The organism is Thalassovita sp. (assembly GCF_965218685.1).
Lineage (GTDB): Bacteria > Pseudomonadota > Alphaproteobacteria > Rhodobacterales > Rhodobacteraceae > Thalassobius.
In genome coordinates this window covers 1,607,008-1,630,315 of the sequence record NZ_OZ244657.1, presented here as the reverse complement: position 1 = coordinate 1,630,315, position 23,308 = coordinate 1,607,008, and the positions used below count along the sequence as shown (strand labels likewise).

The 23,308-nt window shown below is 61.4% G+C and carries 19 protein-coding genes, 1 tRNA gene and 1 riboswitch; of the genes, 4 read left to right on the top strand and 16 right to left on the bottom strand.

What is annotated here, in order from left to right; translation table 11 throughout:
- Positions 1 to 2: 2 nt before the first annotated feature.
- The 16 genes from ACOQOQ_RS08230 to ACOQOQ_RS08155 form a co-directional block, all read right to left on the bottom strand.
- Complete coding sequence (locus tag ACOQOQ_RS08230) at positions 3 to 1,433, bottom strand: nickel-dependent hydrogenase large subunit (protein WP_420569648.1); 1,431 nt, start codon at positions 1,431 to 1,433, stop codon at positions 3 to 5.
- The gene (locus ACOQOQ_RS08225) at positions 1,430 to 2,422 is read right to left on the bottom strand and encodes a HupU protein (RefSeq protein WP_420569647.1); all 993 of its coding nucleotides are present in this window, start codon (positions 2,420 to 2,422) and stop codon (positions 1,430 to 1,432) included. The genes ACOQOQ_RS08230 and ACOQOQ_RS08225 overlap by 4 nt, the downstream gene beginning before the upstream one ends.
- A complete protein-coding gene (locus ACOQOQ_RS08220) occupies positions 2,419 to 3,747 on the bottom strand; it encodes a sensor histidine kinase (protein WP_420569646.1) in 1,329 nt (442 codons plus the stop codon). The genes ACOQOQ_RS08225 and ACOQOQ_RS08220 overlap by 4 nt, the downstream gene beginning before the upstream one ends.
- Positions 3,748 to 3,864: 117 nt before the next feature.
- Positions 3,865 to 4,530, bottom strand: a complete 666-nt coding sequence (locus ACOQOQ_RS08215; RefSeq protein ID WP_420569645.1) for an adenosylcobinamide amidohydrolase — start codon at positions 4,528 to 4,530, stop codon at positions 3,865 to 3,867.
- Positions 4,527 to 5,285 carry an ABC transporter ATP-binding protein gene (locus tag ACOQOQ_RS08210; RefSeq protein ID WP_420569644.1) on the bottom strand — a complete coding sequence of 253 codons (759 nt, stop codon included), beginning with the start codon at positions 5,283 to 5,285 and terminating at the stop codon, positions 4,527 to 4,529. Before ACOQOQ_RS08210 ends, ACOQOQ_RS08215 begins: the two co-directional genes overlap by 4 nt.
- Positions 5,282 to 6,265 (bottom strand): FecCD family ABC transporter permease, encoded by a 984-nt coding sequence (locus ACOQOQ_RS08205; RefSeq protein WP_420569643.1) that lies wholly within the window; start codon positions 6,263 to 6,265, stop codon positions 5,282 to 5,284. Before ACOQOQ_RS08205 ends, ACOQOQ_RS08210 begins: the two co-directional genes overlap by 4 nt.
- Entirely contained in the window at positions 6,262 to 7,101 is an 840-nt protein-coding gene (locus ACOQOQ_RS08200) for an ABC transporter substrate-binding protein (protein ID WP_420569642.1), read from the bottom strand. The genes ACOQOQ_RS08205 and ACOQOQ_RS08200 overlap by 4 nt, the downstream gene beginning before the upstream one ends.
- Complete coding sequence (locus tag ACOQOQ_RS08195; protein ID WP_420569641.1) at positions 7,088 to 8,896, bottom strand: TonB-dependent receptor plug domain-containing protein; 1,809 nt, start codon at positions 8,894 to 8,896, stop codon at positions 7,088 to 7,090. The genes ACOQOQ_RS08200 and ACOQOQ_RS08195 overlap by 14 nt, the downstream gene beginning before the upstream one ends.
- A 134-nt stretch (positions 8,897 to 9,030) precedes the next feature.
- Positions 9,031 to 9,242, bottom strand: a riboswitch (cobalamin riboswitch).
- A gap of 70 nt (positions 9,243 to 9,312) precedes the next feature.
- Complete coding sequence (eutC, locus tag ACOQOQ_RS08190) at positions 9,313 to 10,032, bottom strand: ethanolamine ammonia-lyase subunit EutC (protein WP_420569640.1); 720 nt, start codon at positions 10,030 to 10,032, stop codon at positions 9,313 to 9,315.
- On the bottom strand, positions 10,029 to 11,405 hold the full coding sequence (locus ACOQOQ_RS08185; protein ID WP_420569639.1) for an ethanolamine ammonia-lyase subunit EutB: 1,377 nt from the start codon (positions 11,403 to 11,405) through the stop codon (positions 10,029 to 10,031). The genes eutC and ACOQOQ_RS08185 overlap by 4 nt, the downstream gene beginning before the upstream one ends.
- A 167-nt stretch (positions 11,406 to 11,572) precedes the next feature.
- Positions 11,573 to 13,456, bottom strand: coding sequence for an acyl-CoA synthetase (locus ACOQOQ_RS08180; protein ID WP_420569638.1), 1,884 nt, complete (start codon positions 13,454 to 13,456; stop codon positions 11,573 to 11,575).
- Between the two features lie 180 nt (positions 13,457 to 13,636).
- Positions 13,637 to 14,053, bottom strand: a complete 417-nt coding sequence (gene lysM, locus ACOQOQ_RS08175) for a peptidoglycan-binding protein LysM (RefSeq protein WP_420569637.1) — start codon at positions 14,051 to 14,053, stop codon at positions 13,637 to 13,639.
- Between the two features lie 217 nt (positions 14,054 to 14,270).
- Positions 14,271 to 16,058, bottom strand: coding sequence for an ABC transporter transmembrane domain-containing protein (locus tag ACOQOQ_RS08170; protein ID WP_420569636.1), 1,788 nt, complete (start codon positions 16,056 to 16,058; stop codon positions 14,271 to 14,273).
- Positions 16,059 to 16,315: 257 nt separating this feature from the next.
- Positions 16,316 to 16,389 (bottom strand) — tRNA-Gly (locus ACOQOQ_RS08165).
- Positions 16,390 to 16,478: 89 nt separating this feature from the next.
- Positions 16,479 to 17,825 (bottom strand): aspartate aminotransferase family protein, encoded by a 1,347-nt coding sequence (locus ACOQOQ_RS08160; protein WP_420569635.1) that lies wholly within the window; start codon positions 17,823 to 17,825, stop codon positions 16,479 to 16,481.
- 16 nt (positions 17,826 to 17,841) lie between these two features.
- The gene (locus ACOQOQ_RS08155) at positions 17,842 to 18,630 is read right to left on the bottom strand and encodes an IclR family transcriptional regulator (protein ID WP_420569634.1); all 789 of its coding nucleotides are present in this window, start codon (positions 18,628 to 18,630) and stop codon (positions 17,842 to 17,844) included.
- Between the two features lie 114 nt (positions 18,631 to 18,744).
- On the opposite strand from ACOQOQ_RS08155, the gene ACOQOQ_RS08150 reads away from it, so the two are divergent.
- The 4 genes from ACOQOQ_RS08150 to ACOQOQ_RS08135 are packed head-to-tail and all read left to right on the top strand — an operon-like array spanning position 18,745 to position 23,307.
- Entirely contained in the window at positions 18,745 to 19,689 is a 945-nt protein-coding gene (locus ACOQOQ_RS08150) for a tripartite tricarboxylate transporter substrate-binding protein (protein WP_420569633.1), read from the top strand.
- Positions 19,690 to 19,748: 59 nt separating this feature from the next.
- The gene (locus ACOQOQ_RS08145; RefSeq protein ID WP_420569632.1) at positions 19,749 to 20,288 is read left to right on the top strand and encodes a tripartite tricarboxylate transporter TctB family protein; all 540 of its coding nucleotides are present in this window, start codon (positions 19,749 to 19,751) and stop codon (positions 20,286 to 20,288) included.
- A gap of 12 nt (positions 20,289 to 20,300) precedes the next feature.
- Positions 20,301 to 21,818 carry a tripartite tricarboxylate transporter permease gene (locus tag ACOQOQ_RS08140; protein ID WP_420569631.1) on the top strand — a complete coding sequence of 506 codons (1,518 nt, stop codon included), beginning with the start codon at positions 20,301 to 20,303 and terminating at the stop codon, positions 21,816 to 21,818.
- Between the two features lie 4 nt (positions 21,819 to 21,822).
- Positions 21,823 to 23,307 carry an aldehyde dehydrogenase gene (locus ACOQOQ_RS08135; protein ID WP_420569630.1) on the top strand — a complete coding sequence of 495 codons (1,485 nt, stop codon included), beginning with the start codon at positions 21,823 to 21,825 and terminating at the stop codon, positions 23,305 to 23,307.
- Position 23,308 lies beyond the last annotated feature (1 nt).

Below are 23,308 nucleotides of genomic sequence, written 5' to 3'. Positions count from 1 at the left end.
CCTCAATGCACCGTGCAAACCATGCACGGATCGAAACTGCGCACGATATGCTGAACGCTTAGCGGGGTGTCTTCGCCGGGGCCCACGGGCGCGCCGACCAGCGCAGCCTCGACCGGGCCGGGCACGCCCCCGGTATCGCGCGGGCTGAAGTTCCATGTGGTTGGTGCGATAATCTGGTAGCTGGCGATCTTGCCGCCCTCGATCTGCAGCCAGTGACCCAAGGCCCCGCGAGCGGCCTCGACCAGCCCCTCGCCGGTGCCCGATTTGGGCAACGAGACGGTCTGCATGAAGGGCGCGTCGGGGTTAATGTCGGCCAACAGAGCCTCCATGAAAACTTGTGTTCGGGCAAGCTCGAGCAGGCGACCGACCACACGGGCCCGTACGCCCCGTTCAGAGGTCATCTCAAGCGCCAGGGCGTGCCCGTCCAGCACCTGCCGCGCGAAGGCGCCGGTTTCCACCGTCTGCCCCGCCATCCGGGGTGCCTTGCACCAGCTGTAAGACGGATCGCGCATATCCTCATCCGGAACAGTCTGCCCCTGCGAAGGATGAGCGGCATTGCCCAGCATCCAGGCGTGGCTCAGGTCTTCGGCGATCTGGCTGGTATCCAGCGCGCGGCGCTGGCCATTGTCCCAAAGCCCGGCGACAAACCCCGTTTGCCCGTTATGCGGATAGGCCCCGAAAGACATATAACGCCCGGTGCCCTGCCCCATCTGATCCAGACCCAGATCCGACGCAATTTCAAGGAACAGCCCCATGTCCCCGCCACGCCACGCGTTCAGATCCGAGACCGAGTCCAAGTCGGCCACCTCTTCAAGTGGCGCGCCGAAAACCGTGCCTTCAAGATAGCTGCGGAAGGCCCGCAACGTGGCAGACATGCGGGCGCGATCACGAAGGGAAACGGCGCGGGTGACGCCTCCGGGTTGGATGGCCAGGGTATGCGGCCACTTGCCCCCCAAAAGGCCGACGATATGTAGAAGCTGCGCGCGGGCCTGAGTGGCAGCGCGCAGGGCGCTGCCCTGCCCGGCGGTAAACCGGGTGACCGTGCGGTCATGCCAGGCACGCCCCGCATATTCAGGTCGCGCGAAATCGGGCATGAAGAACAGGTTGAAATGGGTCAGGTGGTCCGAGACATTTTCGACCGCATGCAGCAGCGCGGCCACCTTGGCGCCTTCGGGGGCTGGCTGGACCCCGGCCGCATCGGCCAACGCCCGCGCCGCCGCTATTGACTGGCTGATCGAGCAGATGCCGCAGATCCGAGGCGTGATCGTCAGAGCATCCATCGGCCCCTTGCCCAGCAGCATCCGTTCAAACCCGCGAAACAGGGGTGAGTTGGCATAGGCCGCGCTGACCTGCCCGCCGCTGATCTCCAGCCTGATTTCCAGATCGCCCTCGACCCGATTAAAGGGGCCGACAAGAAGTGTGGTATCGCTCATGGTTTGGGTTTCTTCAGGCTGGGGGGCACGGTGATCCGGTCCGAGGTCGCATTGACCCCGATGCGTTCGGGCGTGGCAGCCTTGGACAGGCTGGCCAGCGCCATGAACCACGCCTTAGGCATGTCAGACGGCAGGCCGACCGGGATACCGGCAAACTTGGGCGTTTCGGTGAACCCGTGGCCAGGCTCTTCGAATTCGGGGGCGGTGCAGTTGATGCAGGGATAGCCCGCGCGCGTGCAACTGCCCGGACCATTCCACGAACGGATGTTGCAATCCCCCACGGCCTGGGTGCCGATACAGCCCAGATGCTCCATCATGCAGCCAATCTCGGACAGCTCGGTGGCGCTGGCCTTGTACTCGTAGAATTCGTTCTTGGGGCAGCCGTGGTGGACCAGGTTGTCCGCATAGAACCGTGGCCGCGCCAGCCCGTCCAGATCGGCAGTGCTCAACCCGTCCTCGGCCAGCAAAAGCAGCGTTTCGGTGACCCAGTCAGGATGCGTCGGACAGCCAGCCACGTTGATCACTGGCAGACCGCCGCGCGCGGTGAAGTCCGCGCTTAGCGCCCCGCCCTTGTGCGAGCCATCGTACTGTACACCAACCGCATCCGAGGGGTTTTCACCGGCCGTGGTGATCCCGCCATAGGTCGCGCAGGTGCCCACGGCGACCACGTGCCGGGCCTTGCCGGACAGCGACTGCACCCAGTCCAGCATCGAGCGGCCCGTGCCCGCCATCATCTGGAATTTCCCAGTGCCACGCGGGCCGCGCACGATGGACCCTTCGATGCACAGAATGTCCAGTTCTTGCTCGTCTGCCTCGATCGCGCTTAGCAGGCGGCGGACCTCGGCGCCCGTGGCCTGGCTTAGACTGGGATGCCACAGAAACTCTAGCCCCGCGCCGTCCATCAGGTCCATCAGCCCCGGATCCTCGGCGCATAGCAGCGACATGGTGCAGCCACCGCAGCCCGCCGATTGCAGCCAAAGAATGTTCATCCTTCGTCTCCCCGCGCCAGGGTCATGCAGAAACAGGCGCCGTCCTTGACCTTTTCACACAGCGAAAGGGATCCGCCGTGTTCCTCCAGAATCTTGTGCGAAATCGAAAGCCCCAGACCGGTGCCCTGACCGACATCCTTGGTCGTGAAAAACGGATCGAATATGGTCTGCGCAATTTCGGCCGGGATGCCGGGGCCATTATCACACAGCCGCAGCTGGGCGGTGCCATCTTCGTAATCGGCGCGAATGGTGATTTGCGGATCGTCCTGCCCGGCCATGGCGTCCACCGAGTTTTGCACAAGGTTCATCAGCACCTGCTGGATGTGGCCGGGGCGGCCAATGGCGATCACCTGTTCCTTGCCCTCAAAGCGGATGGTCAGGGCGGTTTTGCTGCCCCGTTGGATCCAATTGGCCGCCACGCGCGCGGTTTCCACCAGATCAAAGCGGATCATCTCGCCCGAACCTTCGGCGGACAGGCGGCGCAGATCCTCGACGATGTCACGCACCCTTTCAGCCCCATCGCGAGCACCACCGACCGCATCCCGCAGGTTGGTTACGGCGCGATCCAGCTTAAGATCGGCCCGAAGCGCGATCAGCTCTTCGCGCGAAGCGCCGGACTGCACGCGGTCAAAGTAGGTTTCGAATCTTTCGGCGTATTTTTCCAACGAATGCGTGTTGGCATAGACAAAGCTGATCGGGTTGTTCAGCTCGTGCGCGACCCCGGCCAGAAGGCGGCCAAGGCTGGCCAGTTTTTCATTTCTCACCAGCTGGGTCTGGGTCTCTTTCAACTGCTGGTGACTTTCCTCAAGCTCGGAATAGGCGCGGCGCAGCTCGCCCAGGGGGCGGCCGGTCAGCACAGCGCCGATCCCCTTGCGCCGCCGATCAAGACGCGGAGCGATCTTGTATTCGACCGGGTCCTTCCCCGTGGGTGTGGTCAGCAAAACTTCGATGGTGGCTTCTTCGCGGCGCTGGATCACGTCGGCGATGGCCTGCATCAGCTTTTCGCGCTCGGGCCCGTCAAAGAATTCGGTGATCATGTGCCCACTCAGGTCGTCGCGCTCCATCCCCAGCGCCGAACAGAACGAAGCGCTGGCATTGCCGATCTCGCCCTCGCGTTCGACCACGATCAGGTGATCGCTGACCGAGGACATGATGGACCCAAGGAACCGCCGCAAGGCCTGCAGCTCGTTGTTTCGGGCCTCCAGTTTTTCCTGATATTCGATCAGATCCGCATAAGTTTTATCGACCGCTTGCAACACGTCCATCCAGACAGCGTCGTTCAGCTCGCCGCCCTCGCCCAGGATATGTGCCGGTTTGTGTTGCATCTTTTGCGCTCTCCTGACGGAAACGATAGCGCCGGGCGGGACAAAACGAAAGCAGGGAAACAGGCGGATGGCACCCACAGGGACGAGAGGCAGCTAACCAGTTCGCGCGCAGTTTGGTCAGTTCGCGGCCAGCCCGGGCCCGCGCGGCCCCGGCTTTTTCATCCACGCGCGAGTGCCTTCCTGAACGGCCTGGTAAACGGCTTTGCCCAAGGCCACGCCCACATCCGTGTGCAACCCTGCATATTGACCGGTCCCCTCGGGCGCGGCCACCGCGATACAATCAGTGCCCGTGCCAGTGGCAATCCCGGTCGGCAGCTCAAGTCCCGCTTCGATCACAGCCGCAGTTCGGGCCTGTGTGGCGATGGACACTGCCTCAAGCAGCGCGGTTTCTGTCAGCCCTACGTTCAGCCGCACGGCCACGTTGATGGTGCCCCAAGCCGCTGGGTCACGCACGAACCGAGTGCCGATCCGTTCGGCATTGGACAGGCCCACCGTGGCAACCGCGTGGGCGGCGGCTTCACCAAGACGCGCTCTGGCCTGTGTCACCGCCCGCACATCACGCGAGGTCAGAAAGCACACCGAATCCAGCGCGCCGCGGTCCTGTAACACGCCGTTCAGCCAGTCGTGCACATCCAGATCAGGCGGCAGATCAGCGTTGCGCACCTCGCGCCAAAGGATCTCTTGCGCGTGGACCAAACCAGGCCGATTCAGTGCCCAGCTGAGCACACGCATCTCTTGGCCCAAATCAAAGCGGATCCACGGGCGATCAACGGTGACGCTCATTTCAGCACGTCCAGCGGTTGGAACACGGGGCCCGAAGTTGTCTGCGCGAAATGCGCCGAGATGCCGAAACGGTCGCGCAGGTTTTCGGGCGTCAACACCGCCGAGGGCGCGCCGTCCGCCACCAGTTGATTGTTGGCCAGCATCACCAGACGCGAGCAATGGCGCACCGCCAGCCCCAGGTCATGGATCGACACCAACACAGATTTTCCTTGCGCGGCTATCTCCTGAAAACACCGCATGGTCTGGATTTGGTGAGCCGGATCAAGTCCTGCGACTGGCTCGTCCGCCATGACCAAAGGCGTGTCCTGCGCCAGGGTTCGCGCGATCAACACGCGGGTTTGCTCGCCGCCCGACAAGCGGGTCGCGGTGCGGTGGCGCAAGGGCTCCAGCCCCATCTGCTCCAGCGCGCGATCCACGGCCTGACGGTCTTGTTCAGTGACCGATTGCCCAGCCCCAAGGTGCGGAATGCGGCCCAGCGTCACCAGGGTTTCAACATCCACCGGCCAGGCGATCTCGTGATTTTGAGGCATCCAGGCCGCGTGACGCGCGCGCTGCCGGGCGGGCATATTCGCAAGCGAGCTGACACCATTGTGCGGGACCAGCCCCAGCGCGGCGCGCATCAGCGTGGTCTTGCCCGCGCCATTGGGGCCGATCAGCCCCACGACCTCGCCCTCACCGATCTGCAGGCTGACGTCCGAGAACACCGGATGCCCGCGCAAGGTCACTGACATGTCCGATAGGGTCAGCAGGCTCATACACCGGCCCTCCGGGTTTTGTAGATCAGGTGCAGGAACAGCGGTGCGCCGACAAGGGCCGTCAGCACCCCCAGCTTCAGGTCCTGCGTGGGCAACACCAGCCGCACCACGATATCCGAGGCCAGCACCATCGCCCCGCCCCCCAGCGCCGAGGCCCACAAAAGCCGACCCGGACGTGCGCCTACGTATGGTCTGAGGATATGCGGCACCACAAGCCCGACAAAGCCGATCGCGCCGGCCACCGCCGTTGCCGCCCCCACCGAAGCCGCGGTACCGATCACCAGCACCAACCGCATTCGTGACAGGTTGATGCCCAGCGCTTCGGCCGCGTCTTCACCCAGGGTCAGCGCGTCGAGCCCGCGCGGCAGGCTGGCCAGCAAGGCCCATCCCACCAGCATCAGCGGCATCGCCAACCACACATGGGTCATCGAGCGATCCGCAAGCGAGCCCATCATCCAGAATACGATCTCGTTGGCTGCGAACGGGTTGGGCGAAAAATTCAGCACCAGCGAGCTGAGCGCCCCAGCAAGCGAGGATATCGCAATCCCGGCCAGGATCAGGGTCAGCGACCCTCCGCCCGGTCCGGCCAGCAGAAGGATCAGGAAAACACTGCCCAGCGCTCCGGCCAGGGCGGCCAGGGGCAGACCCAGCGCGAAACTGGCCGCCAAGCCGGTATGAATCGCGATCACGGCCCCCAGCGCGGCCGAACCGCTGACGCCGATCAGCCCCGGATCAGCAAGCGGGTTGCGCAAGTATCCCTGCATCCCCGCCCCCGCCATACCCAGCGAGATGCCAATCATCAGCCCCAGCAGGGCGCGCGGCAGGCGGATTTCTCGCATCACCAGTGTCAGCGGCCCGTGGTCATCGACAAAAAGCGCCTTCAGGCTGGCCCAAAGCGGCGCCTGCGCGGGCCCCACCACCAGCGAGGCCACGAACAGCACCGCAACAAGCGCGCCCAGAAGGATCATCAGATGTTTCATTCTTGTCCTTCCACACGGCGGCGCAGCGCGACCAGATCCGAGATAGCGTTCAGCACATAGGGCGTGCCACACAGCCAGTCGCTGTCGGCCACGGTGCCGGTATGCCTGTCCTTCTGTAGCGCCCGGATCACCGGGTGATCAAGGATCGCCTCGGACCGTGACTGGCCGGGATAACGCGCGCCGGTGACAACGGTGTCAGGCTCCATCATCGCTAGCACTTCAAGCGGCAGATTGCCCGCGCGGCGTTGACCTGCACGAGACGTGGCATTCTCGAACCCTGCTGCCAGAAGGATCTGACCGGCCAATGTCTGATCCCCGGTGGTATAACCGTTGGCATAGTACAGCGCGGCGAGCGGACGGTTCTGAACATCGGCGCGCAGCGCGGCCAGATCTGCATCGAACCGGGCGACCAAAGCCTGCGCCTCATCCTCGCGGCCCAGCGCATCGCCCATCTGTAGCACCCGCGCGCGGACATCCTCGAGTGAGTAGGCCGGCAGGAACAGCTCGACCCGTTTGCCAAGCCGTTTCAGCATTTCAACCGTCGCGGTGCCGGTATAGCGACCAGCCAGAACCAGATCGGGTTCCTGCAAATAGATCTCTTCCGCCAGGCCCTTGTTTTGCGCAAAGGCTGCCGCTTCGGCGTGCATCGCGCTGCTGCGCGGGTCGGTGGACAGATAGGACAGGGATACAAGCTGCGCAGGATCGGCAATCAGCATAGCCAGCTGATCTGTACACAGGTTCATGGACACGACACGGCGCGGAGCCGTGTCGGCAATAGCTGCCGCGCCGGTCAGAACCAGCGCGACAACCAGCGATATGATCTTAGAAGGACGCACGGACCCCGAAATAGAACGCGCGGCCCGACGTGGCATAGCCCGCCGCGGTCTCATAGTCCTCGTCCAGCAGGTTCACGACGCGCAGGTAAGCTTGGGTCGTATCGTTCAACTGATGGCTAATATTGGCGTTTACCAAGGTGTAGTCCGGCACGGCACCCACGGTATCAACACGGTCCATCACATGGTTCAGGCTTAGGCTGCCTTGGGTGTTCATGCCCAGCTGCGCGTTCACGCCCAGCTCCAGATCACGCAGGGGCACGCGCAAGGCACGAGCGCCGGCGGCATCTTCGGCCTCGGTCCAGGTGACGTTGCCAAACAGGTCAACAGTGTCGGTCAAAGCCATTTGGCCAGAAAGTTCGACCCCGCGCGAGGTAAAGTCCTGCACCTCGTAGCAGCCAAAACCGCTGGCGCATCGAACCGAGGAGTAATCCCAGAACACCTGGTCTTCGATGTCGGTCTTGAACGCGGTCGCGCGAATGAAATCTGACCCGCCCAGACGTTTTTCGATGCCCAGCTCGAAGGACTTGGAAGATTCCGGCTGGAAAGCCGGGTTCCCGTAAGCCGAGGTCAGCTGGTACAGGCTGGGTGGCTTGTAACCCGTGGCCGCCTGTGCCCGCACGATCAGATCGTCCGCAGCGCGCCAGGACAGGGCAACCCGGCCCGTGGTTTCATTGGCAAAGTTCGACACGTCGTCGTGGCGCAATGAAACGACAACATCCAGCGCGTCCGTCGCCGCAATCGAGGCCTCGGCGAAGGTGCCAATGATCTCGGACGTGGCCCCCGAAGCTTCCTCGCGGTTGAAATCGGCGCCGGCATGAACGGTAACGATCTGCCCCAAGTCGAACCCGGCGACGTATTTGGCGGATTTCCGGGTGCCGTTGAAAGGCGTATCAAAACCGTTGGAACTGCTCAGCCGGTCGGTCTCGAAATAGCTATAGGACAGCTCGTGACTGACGGCACCGGTCTGGAACTCGGAAAAGACACGTGCGCCAGCATTGGTGCGGGTGTTGGTTTCGTCGAAGGGGGCGGTGCCGTCGCCGCTCCATTCATCAAACTCGCCATCGGCATCCAGATACAACGCCGAGAAGCCGATCAGGGCCATGTCACTCAAGTGATAGACCGCGCGAAGGGTGGCGTGGGTTTCTGAATAGCCATCCGCCTCGGTTCCGGCTGCATTGGCCGAGAAACCATCGGTGGTAACGTGCGACAGGCCCAGGCTCAGCTCGGTCCGGTCGGTCAGCAGGCCCAGCGACAGGCCAGCCCGCGCAGTACCATAGGCGCCGAATTCCGCAAATGCCTGCCCCGATGTGCCCTGCTGGGAGGGGCTCCAGCTTTCCAGGTTGACGACGCCGCCAACGGCGCTGACGCCATAGCGCGCCGATTGCGAACCCTTCAGAACCTCGACGCGCGACAGGTTGGCACCGGTGATGCCGCCCCAGTCAAAGCCGTTACCACTGCTGGCCGGGTCCGAAACGTTGATGCCGTCGAAATAGACCGGCACATACGCCCCGCCCAAGCCGCGGATACGCAGGTTGGTCGAGGTGCCAAGCCCCCCATTGGACGAGGCCGTGACACCAGGCAATCCGGTTAGTGCGTCCGACAGCCGGGTGCCTCCGGCGGCATCCAGCTGCTTGGCGCCAACAACCTCGACGGTGGTGCCCGAACGCTCCAGCGCGGTTTCGGCTTCGTTGGCCGTGACTGTGATCTTGTCCAGTTCGATCACCTCGTCGGCAAGCGCCGGGTTGATCGACAAAGTGGCCAGCGCACTGCTGGTCAAAAGGATTACTTTCTTCATTCCATGTCCCTCATGGCAGTGGCCCTGACTGGGGCCACAAAGGTCTGACGTGTCTTGAAGGGGAGCCCCCCCGCAGACGGTGAGTGATGTCACCTCAAACGGAAGGTCCGTTGTCCCAAGCGCTCCCCGCGCCCAGACCGGGTGATCGCTGCGGCAGGTCTCCTGACTTGCGGGTCATGGTTAGGCCGGGCCTTCCCAGCGCCTATGATGCGCCAGTGGCATTTTTCCGGCTTCACTCACCGCTCACAGTTGCGGGGGCAGTTGCGGAATTCAGGTCTGCTCGACCTGTCACCGCATTCCCTATTATCCGGAGGCGTACCGCCGGACCGAAGCAGCCTTTCGGATAATCGCTGAATCGCGTTTTGTAAATGGGGCGTGTGCTGCGCGGCGGCGAACTTTGGTCGCAACCTGCAGAATTATTCGATGACTGCAGAGTCGCTGTTTTCCTTCAGACCCGTCCCGCTAAGGCCCAGGCGCAGGGACTCGCGCACCAGCCAGGTGATCCTGTCTGCGGCCAGCTGATGGCTTAGCCCCCCCTGCCCGTGGATGTTGGACACGCAGTTGCGCCAGCTGTCCTGCAGTCCGGGTTTGGGGTCAAAGGTCAGGTAGGCCCCCAGGCTGTCGGCCACGGTCAGGCCGGGGCGTTCGCCGATCAGCACGACCACGGAGCGGGCTTTCATGTGCTGGCCGATCTCGTCTCCGATGGCGACACGGCCCTGCAGAACAAGGGTCACGGGCGCGACCGAGAACCCGGAAAGCCGCTGGGCGCAGGCCGTCAGCACCGGAGCCGCATGCGCCTGCACCGCGTCTGCGGACAGGCCATCCGCGATGACAAAGGCGATGTCATGCTCGGCGTCTTGGGCTGGCAGCGCCTGCCCCAGCTGACGCCCCAGATCCGGGCGGCGCAGAAAAGTATCGCGGTCAGGAGCGTTAGAGATCGCGCGCTGCGTCTGAAAGGCCAAGAGATCTTGCTCCAGTCGCGCCACATCCAAAGGCCGGTGCACAGCGTCACGCGCCCTCGCATGGGCAAACTGGAACTCCAGCATCCGAGCCGTCGGCAACCCCGCGCCCGTGCGCCCAAGCCCGATCCGCGCAGGCGTAGCCTGCCGCAACTGGGCCCACAGATCCTTGGTCATCGCGCACCCTCCAGCAGTTTCATTCCACCGCCATCAGCCAGTTGCCCAGACGGGCCGATAACGCCCATGCGGTCCAGCCAAGCCTCAAACTCTGGTGCGGCGCGCAGGCCGAAACTGTTTCGCAGATAGGCAATATCGTGGAACGAAAGGCTTTGGTAATTCAGCATCACGTCATCGGCGCCCGGCACCGCGATCAGGAAATTTGCCTCGGCATTGGCCAGCAGCGTCATCAGCACGTCCATGTCGTTCTGATCGGCCTCGGTATGGTTGGTATAGCAAACGTCACACCCCATCGGCAGGCCCAGCAATTTGCCGCAAAAATGATCCTCCAGCCCCGCGCGGATGATCTCTTTGCCGTCATACAGGTACTCCGGCCCGATAAAGCCCACCACGGTATTGACCAACAGCGGGCTGAAGGCACGGCAAACGCCATAGGCCCGCGCTTCGAGCGTTTGCTGATCCACCCCGTGATGTGCATTTGCCGACAAGGCCGCGCCCTGCCCGGTTTCGAAATACATCACGTTCTGGCCCACCGTGCCGCGGTTCAGGGACAGCGCGGCCTCTTGCGCCTCGGCCAGCATGGGCAGCGTCACGCCGAAACCCTCATTTGCAGCTTGCGTGCCAGCGACGGACTGGAACACCAAATCCACGGGGGCGCCTTGCTGGATCAGCTCAAGCGAGTTGGTCACATGGGTCAGAACACAAGTCTGCGTGGGAATGTCATAGCGGTCGCGGAATTCGTCCAGAACTTGCAGCAGGGCCTTGGCCGTTGGAATATTGTCCGTGGCCGGGTTGATCCCGATCACCGCGTCCCCCACGCCATAGCACAGCCCGTCAATCATGCTGGCCACGATGCCGGGGATATCGTCCGCCGGGTGATTGGGCTGCAGGCGGCTACCGATCCGTCCCGGCAACCCGATCGTGTTACGAAAGGCCGAAACAACCTGCACCTTTTTCGCCACCGAGATCAGGTCGCGGTTACGCATGATCTTACTGACGGCAGCCACCATTTCGGGGGTCAGACCAGGGGTCAGGGCCGCCAGCGCCGCGCTGTCTGCATCGTCCGACAGCAACCATTCGCGAAAGGCGCCGACAGTCATGTGAGAAACGGCCGCAAAAGCATCTGCGTCGTGAGCATCGCAGATCAGGCGGGTAACTTCGTCGATCTCGTAGGGGACAAGAGGCTGATCCAAGAAGGTTTTCAGTGGCAAATCCGCCAGCACACATTGCGCGGCAACGCGTTGCACATCCGTCGACGCCGCGATCCCGGCCAGATGATCGCCCGAACGCGAAGGGGTGGCACAAGCCATCACCCCAGCCAGCGTGTCGAACCGGAAATTTTCTTTGCCCAAGGTGACGCGATACTGGGTCATACAAGGCCTCCTGCTGCGGGATCAGGCTAACGTCTTTGCCAGCATTCTCCAGCCTCAAGCGCGATTTTGCCAGCGGCCAAAGTCGCTGTGCCCGTTCGCTGGGCGCCCACAGCAACGCAAAAAGGCCACCCGCGGGGGTGGCCTTGAGCGTCAATATGTCCGGGCATTTACTCGACCCATTCCCACGGGCGGGTGAAGGCCCCCAGAACGTGACCGATCTCGTCATCATGGACGACACCCGTGCGTTCCACACGGGCCACCAGACCGCGTTTCTTGTCATCAATCACCTCGACGACCTGCGCATTCAGCTTGGCCTCTTCCAGCGCTTGGTTATAGACCCGCGTGATCGCCTTTTTCCGCAGATCCGGCTTGAAAACCTTACCCACGGCAGTTTTGGGTAGCTCGTCCAGCACCTCGATGAACTTGGGCTGAGCGGCGCGTTCATGCACGTGGACCTTGCAGTGTTTCAACAGTTCCTCTGCCGTGACCGAGGCCCCATCGACCAGTTCAACATACGCGCAGGGGATCTCGCCCGAATGCACATCCGGCTGACCGATCGCACCAGCAAAGGCCACGGCCTGGTGCGCCAACAGCGCTTCTTCGATCTCGGCTGGGTCAATGTTGTGACCGCCGCGAATGATCAGATCCTTGGCGCGCCCGGTGATCCAGATATAGTTATCTTCGTCGATCCGGCCCAAATCGCCCGTCCGCAGGTATTTCCCGAAATAATACAGGTCCTTGTTCTTGTCGGCCTCGGTATAGGTTTCGGGCGCGTTCACACCAGGATTGGACACGCAAATCTCGCCCACCTCGTCAGGCGCGCATTCCACGGGCTGTCCATCCACGTTCTTGTAGATCCGCACGTCGCAATAGGGAAAGCGGATGCCGACCGAGCCGACTTTCTTTTGCCCATCCACCGGGTTCACCGACACAAGGCAGGTGGCCTCGGTCAGGCCATAGCCTTCGACGATGGTCACGTCCGAGGCACTTTCGAACCGTTTGAACAGCTCAAGCGGCAGTGGGGCCGACCCCGAGAAAGATGTCTTCACCGAGCTGATATCCGCATCCACCGGGCGCTGCATCATTGCCGAAATGGCGGTGGGCACGGTGATGATAAAGGTGATTTTCCAACGCTCGACCAGCTTCCAGAAATTGTCGAACACTCCGTCGCCGCGATAGCCGGCAGGCGTCGGGAACACCACGTGCGAGCCCGCATAGATCACAGACATCAGGATCACATGCACCGCAAAAACGTGGAACAATGGCAGAGGGCAGATCACGTTATCCTCGGGCGTGTACAGCAACGTGCCGCCCAGCCAGCCGTTATAGATGATCCCGGAATAGGTGTGCTGCGCCACCTTGGGCATCCCGGTGGTGCCACCGGTGTGGAAATAGGCGGCCACCCGGTCGCCCTTGCTGTCAGCAAAGCTCAGCTCGCGCGGGTATTTCTTCAGCGTCTTGTTGAAATCCAGCACGTCCGCATGATGCCCGCCGGGGTTCTTGGGGCGCACCAGGGGCACGATCCAGCTTTTGGGCGGGGTCAGATAGCGATTCAGATCAATCTCCAAAACCGTGTGCACGCCCGGCGCATGGCGCACGGCCTCGGCGGTTTTCTGGGCAACGTCTGTCTTGGGGAAAGCCTTCAGCGTGACCACGACCTTGGCCTTGGTCTCACGCAGGATGGCGCCGATCTGCTCGGGCTCCAACAGGGGGTTGATCGGGTTGACGATCCCCGCAATGGCGCCGCCCAGCAAGGTCAGGATGGTTTCGTTACAGTTGGGCAGGATAAAAGCCACTACGTCCTGTTCGCCGATGCCCAGATCGCGGAACATGTTGGCGGCCTGGCAACTGCGCGCGTGCAATTCGCTCCAGGTCAGGGTTTCAGCCTTGTCCGTCGGGCCCGAAAGCAGCTGAAACGACACCGCATTGCCGTTACCGTTCTTTTCCTTGGTCCGCGTCAGCATCTGGTACAAGGTCTGGGGGACGTCGCGCGCCTCCCACGGCATTTCGTTTTCAATGGCAATCGTGTCCTGAACGGATGCAAAACCCATCTTTTTCCTCCCGTTAGAGACCCACAGCTTTGGCGGATCTTCGTGTTCCTCGCGCGCAATGTGAAAGTGTTTCGGCCATCTTACAAGACGACCCTAAGGTCAATTGCGCAACGTCAAAAGGCAAGAAAAGGCGCCCATCGGCGCCTTTTCCCCCGTTTTTCCTGTCGAACGCGAACGATCTCAGGCCGCCGCGTCCACCGGAATGCGCAGAACCTGACCGGGATAAATCTTGTCCGGATGGGTCAGCATCGGTTTGTTGGCCTCGAAAATCTCGTTGTAGCGATTGGCGCTTCCCAGTGTTTTTCTGGCAATCGCGGACAACGTGTCACCTTTTTCCACCGTATGGAAAACAGCCTCGTCTGCGGCCTCATCCTCGACCTCGGCCACCCCTTCGACATTGCCCACGGCCAGGATAACCTTCTCGCGCAGCTCAGGCGTCAACGCAGCCCCCGAGATTTTCACCTTGTCGCCATCCACCTCGAAATCCAGGCCCTCGGCATCCAGGCCCAGATCTGCGACCTCTTGCTTCAACACCTCGGCGGTCGGTTCTTCGGCCAGCTTCTTGCCCGACTTTTTCCAGAAATTAAACAGTCCCATGACACGTCCCCACAGTTTGCAGCCCGCCAACCGCGGCGGCTTTCTTTCGAAAACCTGCCCTGCAAACCAAGGCCTCAAAAGGGGAAAAACCCCGCGCGCGCGTCACTTCCTCAAGGTCAGCCACGGCACGTCACCCCTCCCCCCTCCTGAGGAGGAAGCCAAAGGCTGACAACGAGACATCAAGCGCGCGCGTCAGCGCGCCCCTTTTAACAGAAATTCAGACAGCGCCGTCGGTGAACTGCAGCTTGGCCAGACGCGCATAAAGCCCACCGTCGGCCACCAGTTCGTCATGGGTTCCCATGGCCACGATCTGACCCTGGTCCATCACCACGATCCGGTCGGCCTTCTTCACCGTTGCCAGACGGTGTGCGACGATGATGGTGGTGCGCGTCTTGGACAGCTCGTCCACCGCGGCCTGTACCGCCCGTTCGCTTTCGGCGTCCAGCGCGCTTGTCGCCTCGTCCAGCAGCAACACCGGAGCATCGCGCAAAATCGCCCGCGCGATGGCGATCCGTTGTTTCTGGCCCCCCGACAACATCACCCCGCGTTCGCCCACCTGACTATCATAGCCCTCGGGCAGCTTCTCGATGAACTCATGCGCAGCAGCGGCGCGGGCGGCGGCCTCAACCTCAGCATCCGAGGCATCGGGGCGGCCAAAACGGATATTCTCGCGCGCGGTCGTGGCAAAGATCACCGGATCTTGCGGCACCAGCGCCAGATGTTTTCGGAACTCGGCCCGTGCCATTTCGGGCAGGGGCGTGCCATCCAGAAGAATCTGTCCCGATTGCGGATCATAAAAGCGCAGGATCGTCTGCACGATCGTGGTCTTCCCCGCCCCCGAGGGACCAACCAGCGCGACCGTCTCACCCGGCTTGATCTGCAAGGAAACCTGATCCAGCGCGGATACATTTGGCCGCGAGGGGTAGCGGAAGGTGACCTGATCAAAGGTTATTTCTCCGCGCACCGGGCTGGGTACCGCGATGGGCCGGGAGGGGTCTGCGACTGTATCCTCGGCCCTCAACAGCTCGACCAGTCGCTCGGTGGCGCCGGCGGCGCGCTGCAACTCGCCCCAGATTTCCGACAGGGCGCCCACGGACCCGGCCACCATGACCGAATAAATCACGAACTGGATCAGCGCACCTGCGCTCATGACGCCGCCACGCACATCATGGGCACCAATCCACAGCACTCCGACCACACCGGTGAAGACCAGGAAAATAACGATAATGGTCATCACCGCACGGGTGGTGATGCGCCGCCGGGCCGAGCCATAGCTGCGTTCGGTGACCTCGGCGAAATCCCGTCTCGAGGCACCCTCGTTGGTGAAGGCCTGCACAGTCTGCACGGACAAAAGTGCCTCGGAAGCATTGCCCGAGGATTCGGCGATCCAATCCTGGTTCTCGCGGCTAAGCACGCGCAGTCGGCGCCCCAACGTCAGGATCGGCACGATCACAAGCGGCACGATCAGCAGCACCAGCCCCGTCAACTTGGCCGAGGTCAGCAGCATCAGAACCAGCCCGCCCGCGAAAATCAGCACGTTGCGCAGCGCGACCGAAATTGACGAGCCGATCACGCTCAGGATCAGCGTCGTGTCCGTGGTGATGCGGCTGATCACCTCGCCGGTCATGATCTTTTCAAAATATGCGGGGGACATACCGACAATGCGGTCAAAAACGGCCATGCGGATATCGGCCACCACACGCTCGCCCAGACGGGTCACCAGCGCATAGCGCAGCCCCGTGCCCAGCGCCAGAACAGCGGCAATCGCAAGCGCCGCGCCAAAATACAGGTCCAACAGGGCCGCATCTGCGCCGTTGAAATTATCCACCACGCGGCGCACAGCCAAAGGCAGGATCAGCGACACGCTGGCCGTCAAAACCAGCGCCAGACCGGCCAGCAGCACCATCAGCTTATAGGGCTTCAGAAAGGGCCACAGCTCTCGCAACGCGCCAACGCGTTTGGATTTCTCTCGGTCCTCGGTGACGGTGGTGGTGCCGCGCGCCATGGTCTTCCTTTCCCTGTTCTGCCGGGCGGGTTTAAGCGAGCTTAGCCCGTCGAGCAAGCCGCGCGTATGTCGCGGCAGGAACAAACGCCCGCAAAACGGCGGGTTTCACCGCCACGTAACGAACGGGCTGTCAAACTGTGGAGCGAAGGGCGGGCAGAAAAAGCCAAACCTACACCACATGCCAAAACGTTGTTTTAAAAACAATTAAAGCACGTTTTGCACAATGCGAAGCAGTTGGCCTGTCAGCGTGGAATTCCTGGAGCGGGTAGCGGGAATCGAACCCGCACCTTAAGCTTGGAAGGCTCTTATGATACCATTTCACCATACCCGCTCGAAGTTTTCGCTTACTAGTTCACCTGAAAAATGAGGTCAATAGAGGACTGTATCGAGGGATGCGTTTTCCTTGACCGTTGACCATTGTCAGACCGCCGCAAAGCCCGCATCCAGCGCGGCAAGGATGGTTTGGACATCGTTTTCGGTGACCACCAGCGGCGGAGACATGATGATATTCGGGCCAGACACCCGCACCATCGCGCCGGCCTCATAGGCCACGTTCTGCACCTTCGCGGCGGTTGCCCCGTCGATGGGGGCCTTGGTGGCACGGTCTGAGACCAATTCGATCGCGGTCATCAGGCCATACCCGCCACGGACATCACCGATTATGTCGTATTTCTCCATCAAGGCCATGCAGCCCTCGTACATCTGCGTGCCGCGCGCGGCAGCATTTTCAGCGACGTTCAACCTCTTGGTTTCTGCCAGACAGGCCAGCGCCGCGGCAGCGCCCACCGGGTGCCCCGAGTAGGTGTAGCCGTGACCGATCTTGGCAGCCGGGTTGTTTTCAAAAGTCTCGATCATCTTGTCGCCCAGCATCACGGCGCCAAAGGGGAAGAAGCCGTTGGTAATCGCCTTGGCGGTGCACATCATGTCCGGCTTAATTCCCCAAAGACGGGCCCCTGACCACGCTCCGGTCCGACCATAGGCGGTGATTACCTCGTCCGTGATCAACAAGATGCCATGGCGGTCACAGATCTCGCGCACCATCGGAGCGAACGAGGCATGGGGCGGGATCACCCCGCCAGCGCCCAGAATGGGCTCCATGATCATCGCCGCGATCGTCTCGGCGCCCTGGAACTTGATCTCATCCTCCAGTGCAGCGGCGCAAAGCTGCGCCAGCTTGGCCGGATCCGTTTCGTTGAACGGATTGCGATAGGTGTACGGCGCCGGGATGTGATAGCAGCCGGGCATCAGCGGCTCGTACGCGGTGCGGAAGTTGGCGTTTCCGTTGACGCTGGCCCCACCGAAATGGGTCCCATGATACCCTTTTTTCAAGCTCAGGAACTTGACCCGCCCCGGCTCGCCCCGCAGCTTGTGGTACTGACGGGCCAGACGCAAAGAGGTTTCAACAGAGTCCGACCCCCCCGAGGTGAAGAAGGCGCGGCTTAGACCATCGGGTGCGAAAAAATCCGCCAGCTCATAAGACAGCTCGATCACCGCATCGTTCGAGGTGCCCCGGAATGTCGAATAATAGGGAAGCTTTGCAAGCTGGGTTGCGATCGCGTCTTTGACCGGCTGGCACGAATATCCCAGGTTCACGTTCCAAAGGCCGCCGACTGCATCCACGACCGAGTGACCGTCAATGTCTTCGATACAGACCCCTTCGGATTTGACGATGATCGTCGGCGGGGTCGTGTGGCTGTCTTCGGGCGACGTCATCGGATGCCAGAAATGCCGGGCGTTGTTTTCCTTGAGGAAGTTGGAGTCTTTCATCTTGGGTGTCCTGTTCCTAAGTTTTCAGGTCAAGTTTTGACCAGTTTTTTTCGACTGACGCTGGCACTGTGCCGCCCCAGTTGTGCGTGATCTCTCGGCTTGCAAGCACAAGGTTTTTCTTGATCGCAAGCTCGGTTTCGGGGGAAACGCGGCTGGCGACGCTGGCGACCGCCACAGTACCGGCCAGATGGTTGGTTTCATCGAAAACCGGGGCGGCAAAGCCAACGACATCCTGTTCAAATCCACCATGGGAATAGCCGAACCCGGACCCCCTGACCTGCTGTATCGCTGCCTGAAGCTGCTCTTTGGACAGGGCGGTTTCCGAGGTAAATCTTGTCAGGTTCTCAAGGGCGGCTTCGAACAGCTCTTCCGGCCCATGCGCGATCGCACATTGCCCCGACGCCGTCGCATGCAACGGAAGCGTCTGGATGTCGATAATGGCCCGAATGGAGTGTTGAACTGATTCTCTGGCCAGCACAGCGTGCAGGGTCGTGCCCGAAAGAATGGACAAGTGCGCGGTCTCGCCCGTTACATCGGAAAGCGCCTCGATCGCCTTCCGAGCGCCGTCCTTTCTTGGGACTGTCAGCTCTCTCATCTTGGCAAGATGCAGAACGGCCGGGCCAATGCGATAGGCCTTGGTCTGCGGATTTTTCTCAACGAATCCAGCCTGTTCCAGCGCCTGAAGATACCGGTAAGTGGTCGCCTTGTCGTGCTTGGCCAACCGGCGGAACTGCGACAGCCCGATCTCGGGTTGCGCCTCTGTGAAGTAGGCAAGCAGATCTAGGGCTTTGGCAATGACGGACATTAGGCATCTCTGTTTCTACGGGTTCCTGAGAAAAAATTTGACAGGATAGATTTAACAAGGCAACCTTTTTTATGAACCAACGGTTTAAATAATGAACCAATCAGGGAGAAATGAATGTCTAAGTTCAAGAAAAGAGTTACTGCCGCCCTTGTCGCGGCCACTGCGCTGGCCGGTCCGGCCCTGGCCGAATATCCCGAAAAACCTGTAGAGTTCGTGGTGCCCTGGCCCCCCGGTGATCTGGAGGACGTGCTGACGCGGATGATTGCCGAGGATTTCCAGGCAGCCTATGACGTGCCCGCAGCCGTGGTTAACAAGCCCGGTGGTGGCGGCGGTCCGTTCCCCGGAGCAATCTCGGTGGCGACGGCACCCGCTGACGGATACACCATCGGATCCTTTATCATCGCGATCCCGGTCGTTGGCCCGAACATCGGTATCCCCGAGCTGAATCCGGACCCGTTCGAGCCGCTGGGCAATTTCCTGACCTATCCGTTTGTAATTGCGGCGAGCGCCAACGCACCTTACGCGGACATGGCCGGTCTTGCAGCGCATGCCAAGGAAAACGATGTTGTGCTGGGCCACTTCGGCGCGCCTTTGGTGCCGACCCAGGTCACCATGGGCCTGGCCAAGGAAATGGGGTTTTCCTACGCCGCAGATGCTGCGTTTGATGCGCTGGATTGCAACACGCTGGCCTCGGGTGATGTGGACGTGATCAACACCACGCTACAGCTGATCCTGCCGTGTCTGGACAAAGTGAAGGTTCTGGCCTCGATCGGGTCCGAGCGTATCCCGCTGACCCCCGACACCCCGACCGTGGCTGAGCTGGCGCCGGACCTGAATGTCGCCTTGTGGAACGGCCTGTTCGTGCACAAAGACACCCCGCAGGACGTTCGCGACAAAATCATTGCCGTGGCGAAAAAGACCGTGATGTCCGAGCGCGCGCAAACCCTGGCGGCGGAAACCGGTGCCGCGGTCTATTGGCAGAGCGCAGATGACGTGAAGGCGCAAATCGCTGCCGATATCGCGACGCTGGATCACATCGGCAAGGTGCTGGGCAACTAAGCCCCAGCCATTGACCGGGCAAAGCCCCCTTTGCCCGGCCTTTTCCCCAGAGGCGCCACATGTCACGGATCAAAACCCTACAGAATTTGTTCAAGCGGTACCGCCGACCCGGAGACATTGTTTTCGCGTGGCTGTTCCTGGCTTTTTCGGTGTTCCTGCTTGCCCATCTTGCGGACCAGACCGCCTATCGCCCAGGCGCAAAACTGTTTGCCCAACCACGTTTCTGGCCCGCAGTATCGTTGATCGGCATGACAGTGTTTGCGGCCCTGCATCTGATGGGCTCGATCCTGTCCGAACGCATCGACGGGCGCTGGAGAGAGGTGGTGCTTTGGGCGTCGGCGATCGAATTTGCGCTGTGGTTTGTCGCCTACGCCTTTGCGGTCCCCTATCTGGGCTATTTGCCGACCACGGTGCTTTTTGCCCTGCTTCTGGTGCTGCGCATGGGGTATCGCAGCCGCGTCATACTGATCGGAGCAGGCGTTGCCGCAATATCAATCGTTCTGCTGTTCAAAACCTTCCTGCAGGTCAAGCTGCCGGGCGGTCAGATATATGAAGCGCTGCCCGACGGGTTGCGCCAAATCATGCTCACTTACTTCTGATCGGAGCCAGAGATGGAAAACTTACTGGCCGGGGCCGAACTACTTGCCCGATGGGATGTCCTGATCGCTTTGCTGGTCGGCTCTATTGGCGGCGTTATCATTGGCGCCATCCCTGGCGTCGGGCCAGCGGTTGCGATCGCCATCCTTTTGCCAGCGACCTTCTCGTTGGACCCGATTGTTGGTCTGACGATGCTGCTGGGAATCTATGGCTCGTCCATGTACGGCGGTGCGATACCCGCGGTTCTGATCAATACGCCGGGCACGGCGGTCAACGCGCTGACATCCTATGACGGGTATCCGATGACCAAACGCGGCGAAGCGCACAGGGCGGTTTCCCTAGCCTACTCGGCCTCGTTCTGGGGGGGGATTTTTGGCATTCTCTGCCTGATCCTGCTTTCGCCGGTTCTGGCCGTCATCGCCCCCATGTTCGGCAGCCGGGAAATCTTTCTGGCGGCCTTGCTGGGGATCATCCTTGTTGTTCTGTCGCACAGGGGTCAGATCTTTGCCGCGGGCATGCTGGCGATGTTCGGGATTTTCCTGAACACCGTCGGACTGGACGCAGTGACCTATACCCAGCGCTACACTTTCGGCGTGTCGTTCCTGAGCTCGGGCATCAACCTGATTGTCGTGGTGCTGGGCCTGTTCGCCCTAAGTCAGGCGTTCTTTTTGCTGACAGCCCCCGATGACAGCCCCGAGGCCAAGCCGGTTACGGGCCGCCTGACCGCAGGTTTCAAAGAGCTGATGAGGCATAAACGCGTGGCCACCGTTGCCTCGGGCTTTGGGGTCATCATGGGTATGATTCCGGGCGTCGGCGAGTTTACCGCGCAATTCATGAGCTATACCTACGCCCAAAAGACGTCGAAGGACCCGGACGCGTTCGGCAAGGGCTCGCCTGAGGGGCTAATCGCATCCGAGGCGGCCAACAACGCGGTCCCCGCCGCGGCGATGATCCCTTTGCTGGCGCTTGGCATCCCCGGAGAGGCCCTGACGGCCATGATGCTGTCAGTCTTTTATGTCCATAACGTGATCCCCGGCCCGCAGCTGTTTCAGAACAACATTGATCTGGTCTACGCGCTTTATATTGCGCTGATCTTGCTGAACATCGTTGTGATCTGCTTTCTGATGATGTCCACGAACCTGCTGACAAGGATCATCCGCGTTCCGACCCGGTTCCTGGGCGTTCTGATCCTGATCCTGTCCTTCGTTGGGGTCTATTCGCTGCGCAACTCTTTGACCGACTGTATGCTTGCGGCCGGTTTCGGGGTGTTGGGCATGATCCTCAAGCGTCTGAACCTGCCGATTGTCCCGATCATTCTGGGCATGGTTCTGGGCGGTATCATGGAGGTCAAGCTGCGCTCGGCCCTGCCCCGGCTCAAGACCCCATTGGATATGATCGATCGTCCAATCACATTCATCCTCTTCCTCATTATTATTCTGGTTCTGGCAATGCACATTCGCACCCTGATCAAGGAATACCGGGCCCACCAGCCCCAGGAAGATCACGACCTTCACGACACTCAGATGCGGTAAACCCATGGAACAAAGTCAAATTGATACGCTGCGCGCAATGCCTGTCGCGCCCCAGCAACTGCTGATCAACGGCAAGGCGGTTCCGGCTTCGGACGGCGGGGTGATGGAGGTTCTGTCGCCGATCGACGGCTCGGTCCTGACCACGATGGCCCGTGGCACCAAGAACGATATGGATGCGGCCATCGCCGCTGCCCGCGAGGCGTACGAGGACGGCAGATGGGCCAAGCGGTCGCCCGCAGAGCGCAAGAAGGTCATGATCAGATGGGCCGAACTGGTGGAAGCCCACGCGCTTGAGCTGGCCGTTCTGGGCGTGCGCGATAATGGCACTGAAATCAACATGGCCCTCAAGGCCGAGCCGGGATCGGCGGCGGGGACGATCCGTTACTATGCCGAAGCGCTGGACAAGATCTATGGCGAGATCGCCCCGACAGCCGACGACGTGCTGGCGCTGGTTCACAAGGAACCCGTTGGCGTTGTCGGGGCCATCGTGCCCTGGAACTTCCCGATGATGATCGGCGCATGGAAGCTGGCACCGGCCTTGGCGGTCGGGAACTCGGTTGTTCTGAAACCTGCGGAAACGGCCTCGTTGTCTTTGATCCGCCTGGCCGAACTGGCGCACGAAGCTGGCCTGCCGCCGGGTGTTTTGAACGTCGTCACAGGCGAAGGCGCCGTGGTCGGCCAGGCGATGGGGCTTTCCATGGATGTGGACGTGCTGGTCTTTACCGGATCGGGTCCGACCGGGCGGCGGCTTCTGGAATATTCCGCGCAGTCCAACCTGAAACGCGTCTATCTGGAACTGGGCGGCAAATCCCCCAACATCGTGTTCGCCGACGCACCAGACCTGGACGAGGCGGCCAAGGTCGCTGCCATGGGAATTTTCCGCAACTCGGGCCAGGTCTGCGTTGCCGGCTCGCGCCTTCTGGTCGAGGCGTCGATCCATGACGAATTCGTCGCGGCCGTCGGACGGGCCGCCGAAACATTGCGCATTGGTGACCCCCTGGATCTGGCCAATCAGGTCGGTGCCGTAAACTCGGAACAGCAACTGCTGCAGAACCTCTCGTTCGTCGAAAAAGCAATCGCCGAGGGCGGCCAGATTGCCACTGGCGGGAACCGTGTCCTGCAAGAGACCGGGGGCTACTATATGGCCCCGACCGTGGTTACGGGTGTCGCGCCGGATGCCACCATCGCGCAGAAAGAGATTTTCGGGCCGGTTCTGGGTGTCACATCTTTCACCACCCAGGAAGAGGCAATTCGCATCGCCAATTCAACCGATTATGGCCTTGCTGCCGGGGTCTGGACATCAAACTTGTCACGGGCACACCACATGGTTCGCGCAATCCGCTCGGGGGTTATCCACGTGAATACCTACGGGGGTTCGGACGGCACCGTGCCGCTTGGGGGCGTCGGCCAGTCGGGCAACGGGCACGACAAATCGTTGCACGCGCTGGACAAATATATGGAGCTGAAGACCGCTTGGATCAAACTTTAAT